This window comes from Bacillus sp. MYb78, assembly GCF_002975115.1.
GTDB classification, from domain to species: Bacteria; Bacillota; Bacilli; order Bacillales; family Bacillaceae_G; genus Bacillus_A; species Bacillus_A cereus.
In genome coordinates this window covers 25,658-44,438 of record NZ_PCOB01000032.1, presented here as the reverse complement: position 1 = coordinate 44,438, position 18,781 = coordinate 25,658, and the positions used below count along the sequence as shown (strand labels likewise).

Sequence of the window (18,781 nt, the reverse complement as noted above, 5' to 3'; positions counted from 1 at the left end):
GATTTTGTACATGCTTAAACAAGCGAAAATGTACATGTTTATCTTGACATTTACACTTTTTCCTTAGTCTCTTGTTCATACCCAATAAATTTACCCTCTTTATATCTTAAGTATTTAACATCATGAATTTTAAATACATTGTTCTCACAGATATATCTTATAGCCTTCTCACAAAGAACTTTTTCCATATCTTTTAATGTCCAATTGGCCACTATCGTTTTTTTGTAATAAGATTGATTTTTAATGTCTAAAGCTATTTCATCAATACAGCGACTAAAAAAATTTAAGTGTATGACTTCTTTATGAAAATCTTCATTTTTCTCACACTCTTCGCTGACTTCTAATAGAACACTAGCCAATTTATTTAATAACTCAGATTGCTTATTTGTCATGCTGGTCTTCCCCCATCGCTATCAAGCTAAAGAAGTAGGTCACCCCCAAAAAGAGAAAATATGTTAAATTCTCATAGATAACTATCTTATATTAATTACATAATCCAGTGTGATATAATAATATAAAGATATTATATTTAAAAGGGGGATTCAAATTGGTTAAAAACTTACCTTTACTAATAGTGATTTTACTACTAGGTATCAGTTCTTCTACATTAAGCACGAACGGATACTTTTCTCCAGTTATAGAATGGTCTTTAATGATTATAAGTATTATTTTGAACATTACTGCAGTGATAGGTTTATCATTACACGTCCTTGTATATCAACCTATGAAAAGATTTAATAAAAATTTAAAAGGGACCTTCAAATAAAATAATTATATTTGAGGTAACACCACATCGCTATCGAGCTAAAAAAATGTATCCATAAAGAGAAAAAAACGCTATTCTTTCTGTAGAATCATAGGAAAGGATGGCGTTTTTTATGTCTGTTTCTGATGAATTACAACTATTTGCTCAAGAGATTCAACGTTTTTTATCTCCAAATACCTTACGGAATCTTGCTCGAGATGTTGGTTTCGTACAACGAACCAGTAAGTACCAAGCAAAAGATTTAGTCGCTTTATGTGTATGGATGAACCAAAATATCGCTACGACGTCTTTAACTCAGTTATCTAGCTGTTTAGAAGCCTCGACAGAAGTGCTCATCAGTCCCGAGGGACTGAACCAACGATTTAATAAAGCAGCCGTCCAATTTCTACAACACATACTAGCTGAACTACTAAGCCGAAAATTGACCTCATCTATACCGATTTCTTCTCCATATACTTCTGTTTTTAAGCGTATTCGTATTTTAGATTCAACTGCATTTCAACTCCCTGATGTATTTTCATCGGTTTATCCAGGTGCAGGAGGATGTAGCCATACAGCTGGGATAAAAATTCAACTTGAGTATGATTTGTTAAGTGGACAGTTCCTTCATATTCATACAGGTCCAGGTAAACAACATGATCGCACTTACGGCTCTTTGTGTGCCCCAACTGTGACAGCAAATGATTTATGTATCCGAGATTTAGGTTATTTTCATTTAAAAGACCTTCAATATATACAAGATAAAGAGGCCTACTATATCTCTCGTATCAAGTCGAACACACGTATGTATCAAAAAAATCCTAACCCTGATTATTTTCAAGATGGAAGAATTAAGAAAGGTACAGAGTATATACAGATAGATATAGAGACGTTAATGAACTCCCTTCAACCAGGACAAACGTGTGAAGTAGCTGATGCTTATGTAGGAATGAATGATAAAGTGCCAGCTCGTGTAATTGTTCATCGATTAACAAAACAACAGCAACAAAAACGATTACAAGATCAAGCTGTAAGAGAAAAAAAGAAAGGAATGAAGTATTCTCCTCGTAGTAAACGACTCAGCGGTATCAATGTATATATGACAAACACCCCTACAGATATTGTCCCTATGGGACAGGTACATGACTGGTATTCTTTGCGTTGGCAAATCGAAATTTTATTTAAAACGTGGAAGTCATTCTTTCAAATTCATCATTGTAAAAAGATAAAAGCAGAACGATTAGAGTGCCATTTATATGGTCAATTGATTGCCATTCTACTCTGTTCTTCTATCATGTTTCAAATGCGCCAATTGCTCCTCATGAAGAAAAAACGAGAGCTTAGTGAGTATAAAGCCATATATATGATTAAAGACTATTTTCTTCTTCTATTCCAAACTATACAGAAAAACACCCAAGAGCTATCAAAGGTGTTACTTCGTCTGTTCAATCTTCTACAGCAAAACGGGCGGAAATCTCATCGATATGAGAAAAAAACGGTCTTTGATATATTAGGTGTCGTTTACAATTCTATGTCTGATAATCAAGCCGCTTAATTCAAAAAAGTGAAACCCGGTAGGGTTTATTTCGTATGCAAATCTTTCAATCACCTATACTTGCTCCTTAGAAAAAAGAAACAATCTCGCCTAAAATTGACTTTGCATAAGCTTAACTTGATAGCGATGTGGTCTTCCCCCTTAGTTGCTGAATCTTTGAAATCATTTTCCTCTTCCATACCTTCTAATAAATCACCAAGTGGTATAATTTCTAGCTCATCATCTTCATTTTCCTCTAGCATCGTAGGTAAGCACACATAATGATTAGTCCAATTTCCCCCTGGTTCATAATCACTCTTCCAAATGGCAAAATCAAACGGTTTGCGCTTCCCTATTGTGATTAGTACATGACCGACATACTCATCATTCTTTTCGACCTCACCGAATAGCTCATAAGAATGTAAGATGCATTCTACTATATTCTCACCTTCCTTTTCATTTAATAGATATAAGTCGAATGACTTTTCAATTATTTTTAACATTTTGTAAAACCTCCAATAGTTTTCGATATTGTTTTTTAGTCTTTTAATCTTTTAGTTTTTTTCTTTACCGCCCTGTTCGAACCGTGCTGAACAAAATGGGAGAACGGAATGCAAGGGATTAGCATAAAAATTTCTTTGGAACGCTTTCGATGTTGAGTTGAGCTTTTGCAAGTGGAGAGTTTTGATAAAATGAAATATCAAAACTCGGAGCGCAGCGAAAGGACAAACGAAACACGGAAGAAGAAAAGTGGAAAAGAAATTTTTTGCCCCTTGCATGGAGTGGTATTTTGTTATGCTAAGGGAGAACAGGGCGGTTTCTAGTTTGGTTAAGCTTGACGCTTAACCTTCTAAATAAAGATGCTGTGCGATAGCATAGCATTTCCATAAGTTGGCTCGATGCCAACCTTTCAAATAAAAAGAAGCGGCTCCTATTGAGCCGCTTCTTTCCTGGCGTATAAAAAAGGATCATCCCAGGTGGGTGATCCTTTTTTATACAGTTAATAAATTATTATTTATAATAAAGTTTTACTTGATTTAATATCGTCCCTTTTTTTATCAAGTTGATGAATTATTGTAAGAAGTATAAGAAAGTTACAAACACTAATCATTCCTAACCCCAAAAATATAATTTGTAAAAGGAATTTTAAAAAACCTTCTATTCCCATAAGCCCAAATAAATCAGCAAAAAAAGAAAAATATTCTATAACTATTCCCAATATAAGTACTAATACTATAGTAAGGGTCGTTTGTCTAAGGCTTGATTTCCTCTTCTTTTCCAACATTTCTACTTCATGTATCTTATCCATCAAAACACACCCTTTTTTATATTTATATAACCTTTAATCCATATAAATAAATTTATAATCAAAATTCTTCTTTACGTATTTGTTTTTCATTAGCATTAACTATCAATCCAACTATGCCTAGTATAAAACAAAAACCAAAGACTCCTATTATAATTCCTTTAACACCTGCATTATTATATATTTCATTAACAAGCTGACCTGTAGTTTCTAAAAATTTATATAATAAAAATAAGAAAATCAATGCAAGTGGAAAAGCTCCAAATACAATTCCCACTATCTTTGTGTAACTTATTCCTATGTAAAATAAGAATAATATGATTAATACAACTATAACACTAAACAAACCAATTAAAAAATCCCCCATATTCATTACACCTTTCATAGTATTTAGTATTTTTATTTCCTGTTGCAACCAACTGGATCTCAAAGATATAATTTGTTCTCCAGTTGGCCATTCTAACAGGTTTCTAATATGTTACTATTTTAAAATTTGTATATTATAAGAGCTTTTTAGATTTATATAATGATATTCGAATTATTATTTATAAAATATTAGGGATTAGCTCTCTTATAATAGACTTATACTTTTTAATTAGTTCTTCTAGTTCCTTAATTTTTTGTAAATCCTTTTCTTCTTGCATTTCATTCTTGGTTTGGATATAACTTCTTATTAGTTCATCCTGAATCGGCGAATCATCATTATTTTCATTAACTTTATAAAATAATTTAAGAATTTTTCGAGAATCTTCTTCTTGTAAAACCAATTCAACTTCAATTTTCCAATTTAATTGATTGGTTTTTAAAGCTTCTCTGTTCATTACCATAATAAAGGCATCGGCGCACCCAACATCTTTAAAAGCAATTCTCCCAGCTTCTCCCTCTAGTGTATTAACTATAACTTTTACTTTTCTCATAAAAAGTCCTCCATTTTTTAAATTACAACTTCTTATTATATCTATTTGGTATATCTTAAAGTCAAAGATTTTTGATTTTCTTTTATTTTATTGCAATTAACTTTTCTTGCTTACGCTTCCATGCTGTAATTGTTAGAATTACCCAAACGATTATATTTACTATTAGAACTAATGTTAAAACAAAATGGAAATTCAATTTTATATTGATATAGAACAATAGTGTTGTCCAACAAATGGCACAATGTACCGTAGGAAAAAATAATGTTTCATTTTTTTCTCCTTTTCCAGTAATTTCTTTATAGCATAATTTTGCACAACTATTTATGATTGTAGGGAAAATAAGGAAATACATTCCTGCTTTTTCAAATAAAGTTGCATCCTTTGCGTAAGTTAGTGATATATAGCTACCTAATAAACCGCCTATTAAAATACTTGTAATATATATAAACTTTTTCATCTTATTTTCTCCTTTTATCCCCCTTCTAAAAAAAGGAGGGATTCTATTATGAAAAGAACTTCGTACAAATATCTCTATAATTCACTTTGAAAAAATTCCCTTTGAAGAATGTGTATATTTCTGTAAAGAACATCTCTTCAATTTTCATTAAATGAGGTTCAATTGCATCCCAAACACGTTCTACTTTAAACATCTTAAAATCCTTTAACATATCAAAATCTGTTTGTTCTATCACTTCTCTAACTGTTAATCCATCAACAAAAACACCCTTATATACAGATAAATCATTTTTTATAATTGGATACAAATGTTCTAACTGTTCATTATGGCCCACATAATAAGCCTCTACATAATTTCTTGCTATTCTGATTGTACCAAGGTCACTTTTCTTCAACATTTCTTCAATAGTAGGAATCGCTCCAAATGGATTATCAGCCGAATACTTAATGTATCCCTTGTATATTTTCACTTCATTTGACCTTGAATATGAAATTCCTCTTTCAAATTTACAAATATACAGATATCCCGTTAAATGATTGAATTCTACGTAAAAATTATTATGACGAATTTCTACTGTTGCTGTAACAGCTCTACGTTTAAATACTACGTTTATTTGGTTCATATATATGGCCTCTTTTTTTCTTAATGATTTGTTATTTTGTTTGTTATTTTTTATCTCTATATTTATCTATATCTTTTTAGGTCTAATCGTAACTTGTATAAAATCTGTTCCATTTAGTTCTTGTACTAAAAATGATAAGTTATGTTCTCTATCTTTTAACTCATCATTTATAACCTCTCTATAATCAACCTCGATCCCTTCATCTTGTAAATCAAAGATTTCATCTTTAGCATAATCAAAAGCTTCTTTAAATGTAGTAAATACTTCCGCATATACTTGCCTTCCTTTTTGACTAACACTAAGATTGTATGAAATTGCAACAACGAATATATTCATTTCCATCCTCCGTTATATCGGTTTGGTATATGTTAGAGGTAAACTATAATACACTTTTAAAAAGTGCTTTATTTTCACTATAAAATAATGCTGATCTAACTATCTCATGGCGGTTATAACCTAATTCCCCTGCTATATTAATTATGCTCTGCCTTGTTTTAATAATTTTATCCTTTTGTTCTTGTGTCAGTGCTTCACCTAATAAAAATGTTAAACTTGTAACAGCATTTAAAAAACATTTATACTGGTTTTTTGTAAGATCCATATTATTTGAATCCACTTTAGTTGTAGCTTCTTCCTCAAATGCTTTCACATATCTTTTTGGTGATTCTAAAATAATAAGATTTGTTTCTTTAACAATTGATAATTCATTCATAGTTATTCAATCCTTTCAATTTTTCTATTTCCCTTACATATATAATTATAGCATAATACCCCTAAAAAATACAGTATTATTTATCGTTTTTATATAAAAACGATAAATAATATCACGAAAATGATTTAGTTTAATATTTCATGTTTTAATTCTTAGTGGCCATAGTAAGAATTAAACGATAGAATTTTATTTATATTGTAAATATTACTAGAATGGGGGATATAATACTGAAATGAAAGATATTCAAAATGAATTATATGAGCAATTAAAATTAGCAAAAAAAGAAATTACACTGTTTTTAATTAGTGGTGTGCGTATGACAGGACGAATTGTAGGTGTAGACAAATTTACTATACTTATGATCGTTAATGGAAAACAACAACTTATCTATAAACAAGCTGTATCTACTATTGTTTAATCATATTAGCGATCCAATGGGCTAACGTTTGTTTGTTATTAGGCAAATAGCCCATTGGGGTATTTGTTTTTTCTTTTAAAAAAATACCTGGTATTATCCTTCCCGTTGGGAATTATTTTTCCCGACGGGGTGCGAAGCTTAACAGCAAGCCCAGAGCTCGTCTGTCAAGGGAAGTGGGAGAGGCTATACGATTACTAGTCTTTTGTTAGTTGAGTTGGGATACGAGGAAGCATGACGAGTAGGTCATACGAAACTCAAAAGCAGTAAGAGTTGGGCTATTCCGCTTCTTGTCTTGCCCTTGACAGACGAGCTCCCCACCTAGATTTTGAGCGTGAAGGGTTCGGGGTCCCACACGTTCAAAGTCAGGTGGGGATGGGCTTGCTATACCAGGTACTTTTTTTGCCAGGCACTAGCCTGGCTTCCTTTAAAGGGTTTAGGTTTTGTTTTTCGGGTTTTACGCTCCGTCCACCTTGTTAAGCGAAACTCAGGAACGTACAGATTGTAAAAAAGATTAGCTGCAGCTGCCAGCTAATCTTTTTTCTACAATCTGTAGTTATCGAGTTGAGTAAAGGTGGAGCGGTGGCTTACGGAATGTAGGCAACTGCCGTACATCCCGTGCCATGAGCCCTAGTTAAGTAACAATAAAGCCATTTCCTTTACCTCTGAAAAATTATTACCCTCCATAGTCGCCTTCGGATGCAGCAACCTTAGTCTGAATAAACTTTTGAACTTCTCCTGGATTAGATAAACCTATTGTAAAAGTTAAAATTGTAACGATCCCCATTAAACTAATTAATGTTTTCTTCATTTTAATGCCTCCTTATCAAATGCTTTCTTTCTTGCCTGTAAACCCAAATGAAAATACTTACTTGCTTTAGAATGTCCGTCTTCTTCATAAAATTTGGTTGCTAGCGCTTCATAATATTCCTGGACATTATAATATAATTCTTCTCTTTCAAAATATTTAATCCCTTCCAATACTACCCTTTCGAATTGTTCAGCAGGTGAATTATTGTTCATTTCTCTTAAAATTAAATTACGATTTTTATATTCTTCCTGGTGTAAATCATTACAAATTTCCAGGCCTTTTTCTATTAATACACTTGCTAACTCTGTTTGATTTAATTTAAAGTGCTCCTTTGCCTTAACATATATTGCTTTATAATGTTTAGGGGACTTTTCGACAACTTCAGATAGGTAACGAATAGCTAAGACTGATAGGTTTTGAGTCGCATACATCCAGCCTAAGTTGTGTCGGATCATTATAATAAACTTTTCTTCACCAATCTTTTGAAATTGACTCATAGCAGCAGTATAATGTTCTTCAGCAAGTTCCCACTCTTTAAGATATGTACAAGATAGACCTAAAATATTGTCACAAAAGGCAACATTTATTTCGTATCCTGAATAGTGAATATACATATCTTTAGCTTTAGTTGCATATTTAATAGATAAAAGAGCTTGCTGGATATCATAATGATATGTTGCTAATTTATAATAAAATTCTGCTTTCTCTAATTCGTCTGGAACATATTCTAAAAAAGTTTCAGCTTTTTCATAGTGTTCTTTTGCTTCAATATAATTTCCTAATTCGTTTGAGTGGATACCTTTAAAGAAGTTATAATAATATGCTAGAAAGTTATCTCCTGGAGCTTCAAAAGAATTAATTTTTTCAAAACTATCTTTTGATATACCTAAATTGTCTATTAAGTAGTTGTATCGGAAATCCAATAAAGAATAATACAACAATAAATTTTGATCTTGTAACGCTTCTTCTTTTTCATTTTTTAATTTTTGAATTTTAATATCTATTTTCTCTTTTAGACGTTGGGCATTGCCTATACGTCTAGCTCTCATTTCTATATACCAAGTATTTAACAATTCCATAACCTTCTCATTACTGGTTGCTGTATACATAAAATCCCTCCTCATCTCATCCCTTTACTACATAGTAACAAAAACAAAATTAAGTAAGTTTATTATAAATATTTCTAAAAAATATACAGAATTTTCAGTTTTTATAAATTAAATTATTTAGCTGATTTACCTATTATATAGTGACTCACATAAAAGAGAGATAGCGTTTGCTATCTCTCTTTTACTTGTATGTTAATAATAAAAAATCTTATACTCTTTACATTTTATAAGCCATTGCTTTTTCAACAATCTTTGGAGGTTTATTTGATAATAAAACTAACGCTTTATTATCAGGCATATACATCATTTCTACGGATGTAACGAGGTTATTAGATGCTTTACTAAAGTACTCTGCATCGCCTATATCCATAATTCCAAATACAAATATTTTTGAAAAACAATTCTTAACCACTTCAATACATTCTTTATAAGAATATTCCATAATAGTTACACTAATTTTTTTACTCCGTCCAGTATTGAGGATTTTTAGTAACTCTTTATTCTCAGGATCATGTCTAAGAAAATCTTTTATAAAAATGTGTATTCCAGAGTTTGTACTTTCTTCTAGAATCATTCGAAATAACTCTCCCATTTTTTCATTTCCATTTTTAGTTCTAAATTCCTGGTTTAATGTAAAAGCTCCCTGCTGAATATAGAATATATATTTTTGATTATTTTTATCTGTTAGTAGTTGCTGCAATTTTATATATAGTTCTTCATCAAATACATCGTATTTAAAGACTAGATATCCTTGTTCCTGTTTTTGTTTATTTGTATACTCATATGAGTTATTTACGTTATTATCAAATACAATTAAGCTCTTTTTTTGTTCCAATAGTAAACTTGGGATAAGATATTCTCTTCTTACACCAAATTTACTAGGACTGACTATGAAAGTATTATTATTCATTCCTTTGCCCCCTATTACTTAGTTACTATATGCTTCCCCTTATGGACTTCAAAGTAATAAGATTCCAAATTGAACATATTGAATCCAGATTCTTTAGATAAATATTGTATTGCTTCATCCCATGAAACTGCTTCAAAATCTGTAGCTGAAATAATGGGATTCCATACTTTGCATAATCTAAACTGGTATCTATCAATATCATCTTTGTTTATAATAATTGAATCATTTATTACTAGTTTTTCTTTATCTAACTTTGCCTGGTGAAGAGAAGTGTTATTTTCCAATTTTTCAGCTTCTTCTTTTGTTTGATAATTTGTATCTATGACTATTTCAACTTCTAGGTTACCAATATGGTATCCTATCGAAGTACAATAACTAGATCTCAACATTTTTCAAACTCCCTTTATCTAGCAATATGAAAATATAAACTGGTATCCTATTTCTCAAAAATACATGTTAACCGCTTTTGTGCTACGCTATATGATAATCGGGCATCAAATTCTTTACCTGTTTTATTAGATTTGAGACCTTTTATCATATCTGTTAAGTTCTTTTCTAATAATTTTTTTATATGGTTATTTGTAATATTTTTACCTAGATATGTTCCGTTAATCTTAAAATCACATGTTTTATTATAGTGTTCACATTTATAATTTGTTGTTCCTACAAGTACCCTGCTTCTACAAAGTGGACATTTACCTAATGTACGATCATCTATTGTAGGAAATATAAATGTTGGCTTACCATCCTTTAATTGTAGGGCAGCCGTATATTCTCCCTTTTCAGATTGAAATCCATTGATAAAATCTGTTTTTTGCCCACTAAACAATTTTTTTATTTGTGCTTTAGGAATGAGTTTTCCCTTTAATTTAATAGGAAAGGAATAATCACAACCATTTTTATAATCACTGCATCCATAAAATTTTTCTTTTGAAAGAATTTTACCCTTCTGACATTTTGGACATCTGCCTAATGATAATTCATCTATTGTAGGGAGTGCTAATCGCACCCTTCCTTCATGAAAGGCTAGATATGCATCAAATTTCCCCTTCTCTGATTCAAACCCTTTAATTAAATCTGTTTTTTTATCTTTAAAAAGTTTTTTTATTTGTTCTTCTGGAATATTCTTTCCCTTTATCTTTTTAGGAATAGACATTTCACAATTTGGATAAGTACTACATCCATAGAATTTTCCTTTGTTAATGATTTTTCCCTTTTTACATGTACAAGTGCATATTTCTATTTGTTTATTATGAGTATTTACCATTCTAATTGCCACATTACTATCTATATTCCCTAACTGTTCAACTACCTTTTCTACAAACGAATTTGTTTGCAAGACAAATTCGTTATAGTCCATTTCTTTATTTTCAATGGATGTAATCATACCTTCTAATTCCGCTGTATACTCAGGGTTTTTTACCTGTTCTACTGGGAAAGTGTCTACAAATGCTCTTCCAATCTCAGTCGTACTAATTTTCCCATTTTCAATAGCAATATATCCTCTATTTTCTAAGGTTGGGATGAATTTAGCTTCTGTTGCTACAGTCCCAATACGTTTTCCTTTCATTAATTCTTTCAAGTTTTGATCCTCTAATTTCTTTCCGGCTGACTCCATAAAAGTTAACATTGTACTTTCCGTATGTAATGCTGGTTTTTTAGATTTAGATGTTATTAATTCATGATTAACAATTAATAAACGATCATTTTCACTTAGCATTGGGATTTTAAATTCTTTTACGTCGTCTTCTTCTTCATCCTCTTGGAATACACTTAAAAACCCTTTTTCCTGTAAAAGTCTTTCCTTTGATACATATTCATTACCTTCTTGATCAACAAAGGATGCTTCACGCACAAGATATATAGCAGGCGGCATAAAATTGCTAATAAATCGTTTTACAATAAGTTCGTATAGTTTTTGCTCTAGTTCATTTTTATTTGCACCATCATATTTTTTAGTCGTAGGAATAACAGCATAATGACTATTAACTAATTCATCATTAAATGATGAATGTTTCTCAGAAACCGTTGAAATATCAATCATGTTTGCAAATTCTTTATAGTTAGATTCTTCTAGAACAGTGATTATTTCTTTTACTTTATTAACTTGTTCCCTTGGTAAATGTCTTGATGATGATCTAGGATAAGAAATAAATCCTTCCTCATATAGATGTTGAATATGTTTATTAGCGACTTCAGGACTGATCTTTAGTTTTGCTAAAGCATCCTTGTAAATATCCGTTAAATTATATAGTGATTTAGATTGTTTTTTTCTTTCCTTTTCACTAAATTCTTTTACGACTAACTGTGTATCTTTAATTCTAGTTGCTAATTGTATTAATGGAGCTGAGTCTAAAATTTGTTCTTCAGTTTTCATTACAGCTGTGCATCCTGGAGCTGTTAAGACTCTTAAATTATAAGAAGTTTGTTCCTTATAATTTTGTCTAGCTATTTCACGTTGGCGTATTTCATTAAGTAAGCACATTTGTACTCGTCCAGAACTTAATAAAAATTGATTATTAGCTAGTTTAGTTGTACATCCCCTGGTTATATTGATTCCAAGGGCATAATCTAAATACTGCCTTGCATTTGCTGCCGATGCTAACGCATCAAACTCTTCTCCTGGTAACAAGTTATTTAGCGCTGCCTCTAGTTCTGCTGGCTCATATGATGCTGTAAATATCCTTTTTTCATTTTTATCTACGCCTGCATAGCTATAAACTTCACGATAGATTAATTCTCCTTCCTTGTCCTTATCACATGAGTTAACCACTAAATCAACATCTTCTCTATTTAATAGTTCTACTAAGATATTCAGTTGTTCTTCAGTTTCTTCTATAACTTTAAGATGTGGTTCTAGAAGAATTGGCAAATGTTCAAAATCAAATTCTTTATACTTACTATCAATTTCTTCTGGATATTTTAATCTTAATAAATGGCCCTGGCACCAACTTACAATATAGTCCTCATTTTCAAAATAACCATAGTAAGGCATTGTGCCATTTACCTTTTTTAAATTTTTGAAACGTGGAGATTTTAATAGTTTCTGTGCTACTTTATATTTTTCTGCAATAAATAATGTTTTTCCCATCAATTTACCTCCTAAAAATTACTTATAATCCATTACTGGATGTTCATATAAACTAATAAACCAATAATCAACCAAAATGGAGCAACTAGTTTTAAACCATTGAAACATCCTCTAAAAAAAGCACCGTCATACATTATAAATTTCTCTCACTTGTAAAATATCTCTCAATTAAATTACTCCTTTTCAAAAAATAAATTTAGATTTAGATATTCTAAGCTATTTGCAAAATAGAGTTCTTTAAAGAACTATGTTGGGTATATTATACCATATAAAAATTAATTAATTAGGTATTTTTATCTATAAAATTAGGTGTTAATGAATTATTCATGTTCATCTTCACTTATATTTATAATTAGCTTGTATAAAATACAACTCAAATATCCTACCGATGCAATAAGTATAAAACTGTCTACAAGAAAATTACCGGTCATTTTTCCACCTTCATTTCTTCCCCCGTGATAATTTAAAGGTTTCTTGCTTTTAATTTATTTTACTTAAAAGGTTGTAGTACTGAAATATTTCCAAGTACTACAACCTTTTAAGTAGAGAAACTATTTTGTATACTTTCCAGAGGCTAACTTTTCTACAGCTTCTTGTTTTTCTTGCTGGCCAGCTGTAACATAAATTTTGGTTGTATTTATATCCGTATGTCCCATCAATTCAGCTACATATGAAATTGGAATACCTTTTTGTACTAAATCATGGCCAAAAGTATGTCTAAGTACATGCGGTGTTAGTTCCTCCAATCCCGTATGCTTACGAATTGTCTTAAAGATATTTTCTATTCCTACAACTGATAGTGGACCATTTTTTTGAGAGACAAAAAGATATTCTGTTTGATTTTCTTTAAAAGCTTGATGTATTTGTCTATGTTCTTTCCATTTATTAATGCTATTGACTACATCTGAATTCATAGGAATCTTTCTGGCTTTTCCACCTTTTCCATCCCGTACAGAAATAAAACCATCTTCAATATCATCTAGTTTTAATTTGGAAACCTCACTGACTCTTAATCCAGCCTGTAACATTATATTAACTATTGCCAAATTCCTATAGTTTTTCCAAGGATTTTTCTTAATTAATTCAACATCCTCTAGGTACCTCATAAGCCTATTTTTAGAAATACGATCAAGCCATTTAGCATCATTTTTATTTTGAATTTTAGGTTGTTTTACCATTGCACCTAGATTTGTCTGCGTTCTATTCGTTTCATATAAAAATTTGAAATATGGTTTTACTCGACCAATTTTTGTAGAAACTGTAGAAACAGATAATTGTTTTCCACTATTTGTTTTTGCAACTTCCATTAGAAATTGTTTCCACTCTTGAAGATCCATAGGTGTAATCGACTCTCCCTGGAATACAACCCCATTTGTATCTTCATACCACTGAATAAACTCTTTTAATGTAGTTTCATATTGCTTAATTGTATTCTCTCTTTTTCCTTGTTCTTTTAACCAAACTATATAATTTTCCATAAAACAATCACCTAACATTACCTTTCCCTAAAGGTATCACCTTCATTTATTCTCTATTTATAATCTGCTAATAACTACATGAATACTCCTTTATAGGTATATCTATTTCTTTACAGCTTACCAACTCATTTTTAAGATAATTGTACTACTGTCCTCAATTACCACTGTACTGTTAATACCAGCCGCTTTTAATTCATTGAGAATTAAATTCCATCTTTTACTCTGGTCTAAAACAGTTTCTTTAATTTCTTGTATTGTAAGCTCATTTTTAGTAGGTACTTCAAAAATTTGATTAATCCCTTTTTTATACTGTTTAAATTCTTTTTTTATAACTGCTATCTTCATTAACATTAACCATTTATAAAAAAAGGTTTCTTTTATCAAGTATTGAAAGCTAAATGTATTAGTATTTATGGAGTACGGAAATTTTATATTACTAAAACTAAACGTCACTTCATTTTTCTCTTTTTTCATTGCTTCTTGTATTCGAATTTTTAACTGTTCCGCTGTAAACACATTAATTAAAAAATTTTCAAAGGTGATTCTATATATTTCTACTAAATATTGCTTCTCATTTTGTACTTCTTCTTTTAGCTTAGATAAATCCGAGAAAGCAATACTTCCTGTATTATTTTCCATTCTTTCTCCCCTCATCTCAGATATTTTGTTAAGTATTTCTAAACAACCTGCTAAAAAAACCTTTCCTTTTTTGCTCACTAGATGCTATCAATTTTTTTGTTTCTTGCATTTCTCTTATATTTTGTAAGAGTAACTTATCTCGTTCTTCTGCCCTTTTTTCCCGTTCGTTCATCCGTTCTTCAAAGTATTTATGCTGTTCTTCAAGTTTTTTTAAAAGTGCTTTATTAAAATCTTCTTGCTGTTTTTGTTGTTCTAATATCTGTTCTAGCTTTTGAACTTCTATATTTATGGTCTGTAGATAGTTTCCAGGGCGTTCCTCTTCAGGAACGCCCATTGTTCTTTCTTCAGGATTCATACCTGCTACTAATATTTGTGCTGCTACTTCTAAATTTATACTTTTTTCTTGTACAAGTTCTTTCATTCGTTTCAAAACAATAATATCTTTATCAACAAAAGCCCTACTATTATTTCGGCCACGAATAAATATATATTTTTGATTTTCTAGAGCAATACACCACTTTCTCAGTGTACTATCCCCAATTTGTAATAGCTCAGAGATCTCTTTACTCCAATATCCCTGTTCGCTCATGTGTTCTTCTCCCTTCTCTTACTGTTCTTATTATACATGTTCTCTAAGGAACATGTTTTTCCTTTTAGTAAGAAAAAGTGAAGAATTTTATTTTAATCCTCTCTACTTTAAAATCCTTATTTACAATAATGTAAAAAATATGTTGCAGCCACATGATTTTCAATAGGAACCTGTTCTGTTCCTTCCATATTATACTTATATTCATTGCCTTTCACATCAAAAATTTTATAGCTTCTTTTCCCTTCTTTGATTCCTTCAATAGTAATAAAAATGTGCTTTTTAAAGGCATAAATGAGAAGATTATTATTTTCTTCTGCTTCTATACTTATCATTCCTATTTTGTTTACATCCGTATCCTCTAAAAATTGTTCTAAAAAAGAAAGCAGTTTAGTTATATACTTTCTATTTTTCTCTTTAGTCATTTTAAATATAAGTGAATCCCCTTCAAAATTCACATAATCATCCATCGTTCCAAAGTCGCCAAGCTTCTTTGCTATAGCAGTCGTGTCCTTATGTGATAATTTTCTATTTAAGTGCATGTTAATTTCTACCGTCATATACATATTTATTTTCCCTCTCTTGTTAAACGTTGATTATCTTCAGCAATTTTCATACAAAAACTTAATCTTTTGTGCCATATTTCAAATTTGGTACAAGATACATACTGGCTGATTTTTTTTAGTATAATAATTAATTCTTCACTCGAAGTCGCTTCACAACTCTTTGATACAATATAAAGCTTACTACTATTTTGAATATCTATTATGCTGGTAATTTGCTCTTTTATATTATGAACATTATCTAATTCACTATCCAAACAATTCAAGGATTCATAAATTAATTCATATAGATATTTTTGAAGAATTCTTTCTCTAAGCTCTGTTAGTTGTTCAGATTGAAATCTTATTTTTTCATGCTCTGGATGATATAATGTGAGATACTCTGAAAACATCTCTTTAGATGTAGAATACATTATGCCTAAATCATAATTTATAATAGCTGGTATAGATCCATTACGATTAGATAAAGGAATTAAGACATCTAAGTCTTTAAGCGTTTTCTCCCATTCCCCTAAATCTTCTTTCGTAATTTCACCCACATAAAATTTTTCACACTTACTTTTCGATATATCGCTGCCTTTATATAATCTCCTTAGATAGAACCAATTGCTAATATAATTACTTATTTTTTTTAGAAAGAAACATATCAACATTCCTATGCCAATCCAAATTAAGATTTTATTTAGACTAAAAAAGTCTGATTGCATATAGATTTATCCCCTTTCCAAACTTTTATTTTGGTTTCTAATCATTGTTTTTTCAGGGTTCTTTTGTATTGGTGTTACCACTGACTTAATAAGATTTTCGAGTTCTTTTGTATTTACATGGGATTTAATCATCGCATCCATCATTTCTCTTTTGGAAACTCTATTCCATTCAATTTTATAATCAGCATTTTTGGCCAATGTTCTAGTGAATTCACGTTGACTCCTACCATTTCCTTCTCGGAAAGGATGTAGTACATTTATTTCTGCTAGATAATGAGCTGCTCTTTCGGAAAACTTTTCTGGACTCATAACCTTCAAGTAATTTTCTTGTTTTAGTTGACCAAATAGTTCTTTTGCCCCTGATTCAATGAATCTAGCATCGCCAAAAGAAAAGAAATCTTTTGCTATATTTTCTTGTCGTATTTGGCCAGCAAATTCATAAATGTCTTCGAAAATATGTTTATGTATCTTTTTAAGATGATCAAGATCAAAATTACCTGGGATTGGCTTAATTTCTAATTCAGCGATTTTGGCCGTGGTTATCAATTTTTCTAACTCTTCTAATTCCGCTTGATCCTTAATACCAAATTTATTCTTTAAAACATCCGTGCCATCGTATGTGTAAAGAGATTTATTTACCATGTTTTCTAGCACGCTCCCTCGCAATTTTAATAAATGTTTCTTTTGTGATTTCTTTTTTCAGATAAGCGATAATTAATTTTTCATCAGACTCTGTAAATCTGAAACCTTCAATCTCCATAGATCCTTTTGCATTTTCATAAGCCTGCTTAATACGTTTGTTATATAATTCACTCATATTATTATTCCTTTCTGATTTGAACATCATTTTTTGATAAAACAATATTATTAATTTTTTCTAGATCCGATATAAAAAAAGATAATAAAGATAATAACACACAGTAAAAATAGTAATCCATAATCGCTAGATCCAGTAAAAAAAACATTTTTATTTAATTCTATTAGATATTCATCCTGAAATTTTGAGTATATATAATTGAAATTATTTTGATTAAACCTACAAAGTGTAAGTCCTATTAATGATGCTATTAATCCAACTAGTGATCCAATAAGAGCCTTTAAGTAATTTGTTTTTTTCTCCTTACTTTTATTATAAAAATAAAAGCATATCATTGTTAATGTACTTAAAATAAAGATTCCAATAAACACTAGAAAAATTTTTATCATTCCTGCTGCCATATTCACTTTCCAACTCCTTCTTATACAATTGTCATTCTCCCCCATCATCTTTAAATGATATTTTATTGTAAATTGTTTATTTCCTTAACAATTCGTTTCGTTCTTACAACTAACCAAAATTCTAATATCATGAAAATAAAAGGAACTACATAACATGCTATAATATATAGCCACACAGAGACATTAGTATCAAACAAATTCTTAGTTAAATTACCAAAAATAATACTGATAATTGCACCCATTAAAATAAGAAACGAACATAAAACATTGCTCCTAAGTTCTTCTTTCAAATCTTTCATAGTTTGAAATTTATTCATGATTCATCCCCTCATTTCTTTGCAAAATTTAAATTGTCTTACTTTGAATTAGGCTTCTTAAATAAGAACATGAACAACATAGCCATAGTCATAACCCAAAATACTACTTTTCCTATGTTTAATAAGTTAATTGTTTTGTTTTGCATGTTTGTTAATATACTTTCTGATACAGTAGGTACTGAATAGAAGTCTAAAGAGAATAAAAATGATATGGACTCACCAACACTTGTATATGCTTGTGCAGGAATAACCCAGAGTGCAATCAAAGAAGTCCATGCACTCATCCAAATAACTACACCCCAATCAGCTTGTTTTATGTTTTGAATAGGTCTTTTAATAATTTCCACCTGTTACCCTCCATTTTCGTATAAAATTCAAATTGTATAGAAATACCTTTATATCCTTGAATGAGAACCTGTATATGATTTTTCAATATCTTGACTTTCGCAATGAGGACAACATACCACTTCTCTATCCTTATTTACCGCAAATTCTTCCTCACATGATTCACAATAATAAACATCAATTAATAATTTCATTTTCATTCTCCTTTTTAATAAATTTCAAAATCTATAGGTTGTTAACCTTGTTGGAACTGGACTGACAAGACCAACTAGTGCTGGTAAAACAACCCTTACCCGCAT

At 30.4% G+C, this 18,781-nt stretch carries 28 protein-coding genes; 3 read left to right on the top strand and 25 right to left on the bottom strand.

Translation table 11 applies throughout. From position 1 onward, the window contains the following. Positions 1–50: 50 nt before the first annotated feature. Complete coding sequence (locus CQ064_RS30990) at positions 51–392, bottom strand: hypothetical protein (RefSeq protein WP_000182642.1); 342 nt, start codon at positions 390–392, stop codon at positions 51–53. Between the two features lie 155 nt (positions 393–547). On the opposite strand from CQ064_RS30990, the gene CQ064_RS30985 reads away from it, so the two are divergent. Together CQ064_RS30985 and CQ064_RS30980 are read left to right on the top strand one after the other, a co-directional pair. After that, positions 548–766: a hypothetical protein gene (locus CQ064_RS30985; protein ID WP_000240401.1), complete on the top strand. Its 219-nt coding sequence runs from the start codon at positions 548–550 to the stop codon at positions 764–766. A gap of 112 nt (positions 767–878) precedes the next feature. Next, positions 879–2,300 carry an IS4-like element ISBth4 family transposase gene (locus CQ064_RS30980; protein WP_000116413.1) on the top strand — a complete coding sequence of 474 codons (1,422 nt, stop codon included), beginning with the start codon at positions 879–881 and terminating at the stop codon, positions 2,298–2,300. Positions 2,301–2,350: 50 nt separating this feature from the next. On the opposite strand, the gene CQ064_RS30975 is transcribed toward CQ064_RS30980, so the two are convergent. From CQ064_RS30975 to CQ064_RS30940, 8 genes are all read right to left on the bottom strand, one after another. Next, entirely contained in the window at positions 2,351–2,782 is a 432-nt protein-coding gene (locus CQ064_RS30975; protein WP_000912542.1) for a hypothetical protein, read from the bottom strand. Between the two features lie 512 nt (positions 2,783–3,294). Beyond that, complete coding sequence (locus tag CQ064_RS30970; protein WP_000357794.1) at positions 3,295–3,588, bottom strand: hypothetical protein; 294 nt, start codon at positions 3,586–3,588, stop codon at positions 3,295–3,297. Positions 3,589–3,646: 58 nt separating this feature from the next. After that, positions 3,647–3,970, bottom strand: a complete 324-nt coding sequence (locus CQ064_RS30965; protein WP_003272604.1) for a hypothetical protein — start codon at positions 3,968–3,970, stop codon at positions 3,647–3,649. Between the two features lie 160 nt (positions 3,971–4,130). Next, entirely contained in the window at positions 4,131–4,502 is a 372-nt protein-coding gene (locus CQ064_RS30960; protein WP_001233378.1) for a hypothetical protein, read from the bottom strand. Positions 4,503–4,584: 82 nt separating this feature from the next. Further along, on the bottom strand, positions 4,585–4,959 hold the full coding sequence (locus tag CQ064_RS30955) for a hypothetical protein (RefSeq protein WP_000713590.1): 375 nt from the start codon (positions 4,957–4,959) through the stop codon (positions 4,585–4,587). A 46-nt stretch (positions 4,960–5,005) separates the two neighbouring features. Next, positions 5,006–5,581 (bottom strand): hypothetical protein, encoded by a 576-nt coding sequence (locus CQ064_RS30950; protein ID WP_001071855.1) that lies wholly within the window; start codon positions 5,579–5,581, stop codon positions 5,006–5,008. Positions 5,582–5,647: 66 nt separating this feature from the next. Beyond that, complete coding sequence (locus CQ064_RS30945; protein WP_001020422.1) at positions 5,648–5,917, bottom strand: hypothetical protein; 270 nt, start codon at positions 5,915–5,917, stop codon at positions 5,648–5,650. A gap of 43 nt (positions 5,918–5,960) precedes the next feature. Beyond that, the gene (locus CQ064_RS30940; protein ID WP_001004370.1) at positions 5,961–6,293 is read right to left on the bottom strand and encodes a hypothetical protein; all 333 of its coding nucleotides are present in this window, start codon (positions 6,291–6,293) and stop codon (positions 5,961–5,963) included. A gap of 232 nt (positions 6,294–6,525) precedes the next feature. Here CQ064_RS30940 and hfq point away from each other — a divergent pair, with 232 nt between their 5' ends. Continuing rightward, positions 6,526–6,711 (top strand): RNA chaperone Hfq, encoded by a 186-nt coding sequence (gene hfq / locus CQ064_RS30935; protein ID WP_000651963.1) that lies wholly within the window; start codon positions 6,526–6,528, stop codon positions 6,709–6,711. Between the two features lie 673 nt (positions 6,712–7,384). Here hfq and CQ064_RS30930 read toward each other — a convergent pair. The 16 genes from CQ064_RS30930 to CQ064_RS33810 form a co-directional block, all read right to left on the bottom strand. Continuing rightward, positions 7,385–7,519 (bottom strand): hypothetical protein, encoded by a 135-nt coding sequence (locus CQ064_RS30930; protein WP_000751811.1) that lies wholly within the window; start codon positions 7,517–7,519, stop codon positions 7,385–7,387. After that, positions 7,516–8,628, bottom strand: a complete 1,113-nt coding sequence (locus tag CQ064_RS30925) for a response regulator aspartate phosphatase (protein ID WP_000287771.1) — start codon at positions 8,626–8,628, stop codon at positions 7,516–7,518. Before CQ064_RS30925 ends, CQ064_RS30930 begins: the two co-directional genes overlap by 4 nt. A 217-nt stretch (positions 8,629–8,845) precedes the next feature. Then, the gene (locus CQ064_RS30920; RefSeq protein WP_001063951.1) at positions 8,846–9,538 is read right to left on the bottom strand and encodes a type IV secretory system conjugative DNA transfer family protein; all 693 of its coding nucleotides are present in this window, start codon (positions 9,536–9,538) and stop codon (positions 8,846–8,848) included. A 14-nt stretch (positions 9,539–9,552) separates the two neighbouring features. Beyond that, complete coding sequence (locus CQ064_RS30915; protein WP_000946495.1) at positions 9,553–9,927, bottom strand: hypothetical protein; 375 nt, start codon at positions 9,925–9,927, stop codon at positions 9,553–9,555. Between the two features lie 47 nt (positions 9,928–9,974). Further along, positions 9,975–12,629, bottom strand: a complete 2,655-nt coding sequence (locus tag CQ064_RS30910) for a type IA DNA topoisomerase (protein WP_000520758.1) — start codon at positions 12,627–12,629, stop codon at positions 9,975–9,977. Between the two features lie 551 nt (positions 12,630–13,180). Further along, positions 13,181–14,107 (bottom strand): tyrosine-type recombinase/integrase, encoded by a 927-nt coding sequence (locus CQ064_RS30905; RefSeq protein WP_000432941.1) that lies wholly within the window; start codon positions 14,105–14,107, stop codon positions 13,181–13,183. Positions 14,108–14,224: 117 nt separating this feature from the next. Then, the gene (locus tag CQ064_RS30900; RefSeq protein WP_000430093.1) at positions 14,225–14,746 is read right to left on the bottom strand and encodes a hypothetical protein; all 522 of its coding nucleotides are present in this window, start codon (positions 14,744–14,746) and stop codon (positions 14,225–14,227) included. Positions 14,747–14,774: 28 nt separating this feature from the next. Next, entirely contained in the window at positions 14,775–15,335 is a 561-nt protein-coding gene (locus CQ064_RS30895; protein WP_000003056.1) for a DUF3967 domain-containing protein, read from the bottom strand. 116 nt (positions 15,336–15,451) lie between these two features. After that, on the bottom strand, positions 15,452–15,898 hold the full coding sequence (locus tag CQ064_RS30890) for a hypothetical protein (protein ID WP_000282021.1): 447 nt from the start codon (positions 15,896–15,898) through the stop codon (positions 15,452–15,454). 2 nt (positions 15,899–15,900) lie between these two features. Continuing rightward, the gene (locus CQ064_RS30885) at positions 15,901–16,602 is read right to left on the bottom strand and encodes a hypothetical protein (protein WP_001190270.1); all 702 of its coding nucleotides are present in this window, start codon (positions 16,600–16,602) and stop codon (positions 15,901–15,903) included. 6 nt (positions 16,603–16,608) lie between these two features. Then, the gene (locus tag CQ064_RS30880) at positions 16,609–17,244 is read right to left on the bottom strand and encodes a Fic/DOC family protein (protein WP_000247595.1); all 636 of its coding nucleotides are present in this window, start codon (positions 17,242–17,244) and stop codon (positions 16,609–16,611) included. Further along, positions 17,234–17,419 (bottom strand): antitoxin VbhA family protein, encoded by a 186-nt coding sequence (locus CQ064_RS30875; RefSeq protein WP_001293228.1) that lies wholly within the window; start codon positions 17,417–17,419, stop codon positions 17,234–17,236. Before CQ064_RS30875 ends, CQ064_RS30880 begins: the two co-directional genes overlap by 11 nt. Positions 17,420–17,469: 50 nt before the next feature. Beyond that, positions 17,470–17,820 carry a hypothetical protein gene (locus CQ064_RS30870; RefSeq protein ID WP_003272627.1) on the bottom strand — a complete coding sequence of 117 codons (351 nt, stop codon included), beginning with the start codon at positions 17,818–17,820 and terminating at the stop codon, positions 17,470–17,472. 62 nt (positions 17,821–17,882) lie between these two features. After that, the gene (locus CQ064_RS30865; protein ID WP_001032088.1) at positions 17,883–18,137 is read right to left on the bottom strand and encodes a hypothetical protein; all 255 of its coding nucleotides are present in this window, start codon (positions 18,135–18,137) and stop codon (positions 17,883–17,885) included. Positions 18,138–18,175: 38 nt separating this feature from the next. Beyond that, entirely contained in the window at positions 18,176–18,484 is a 309-nt protein-coding gene (locus CQ064_RS30860) for a hypothetical protein (RefSeq protein WP_000402623.1), read from the bottom strand. Between the two features lie 48 nt (positions 18,485–18,532). Then, positions 18,533–18,676, bottom strand: coding sequence for an FmdB family zinc ribbon protein (locus tag CQ064_RS33810; protein ID WP_000770710.1), 144 nt, complete (start codon positions 18,674–18,676; stop codon positions 18,533–18,535). Positions 18,677–18,781 lie beyond the last annotated feature (105 nt).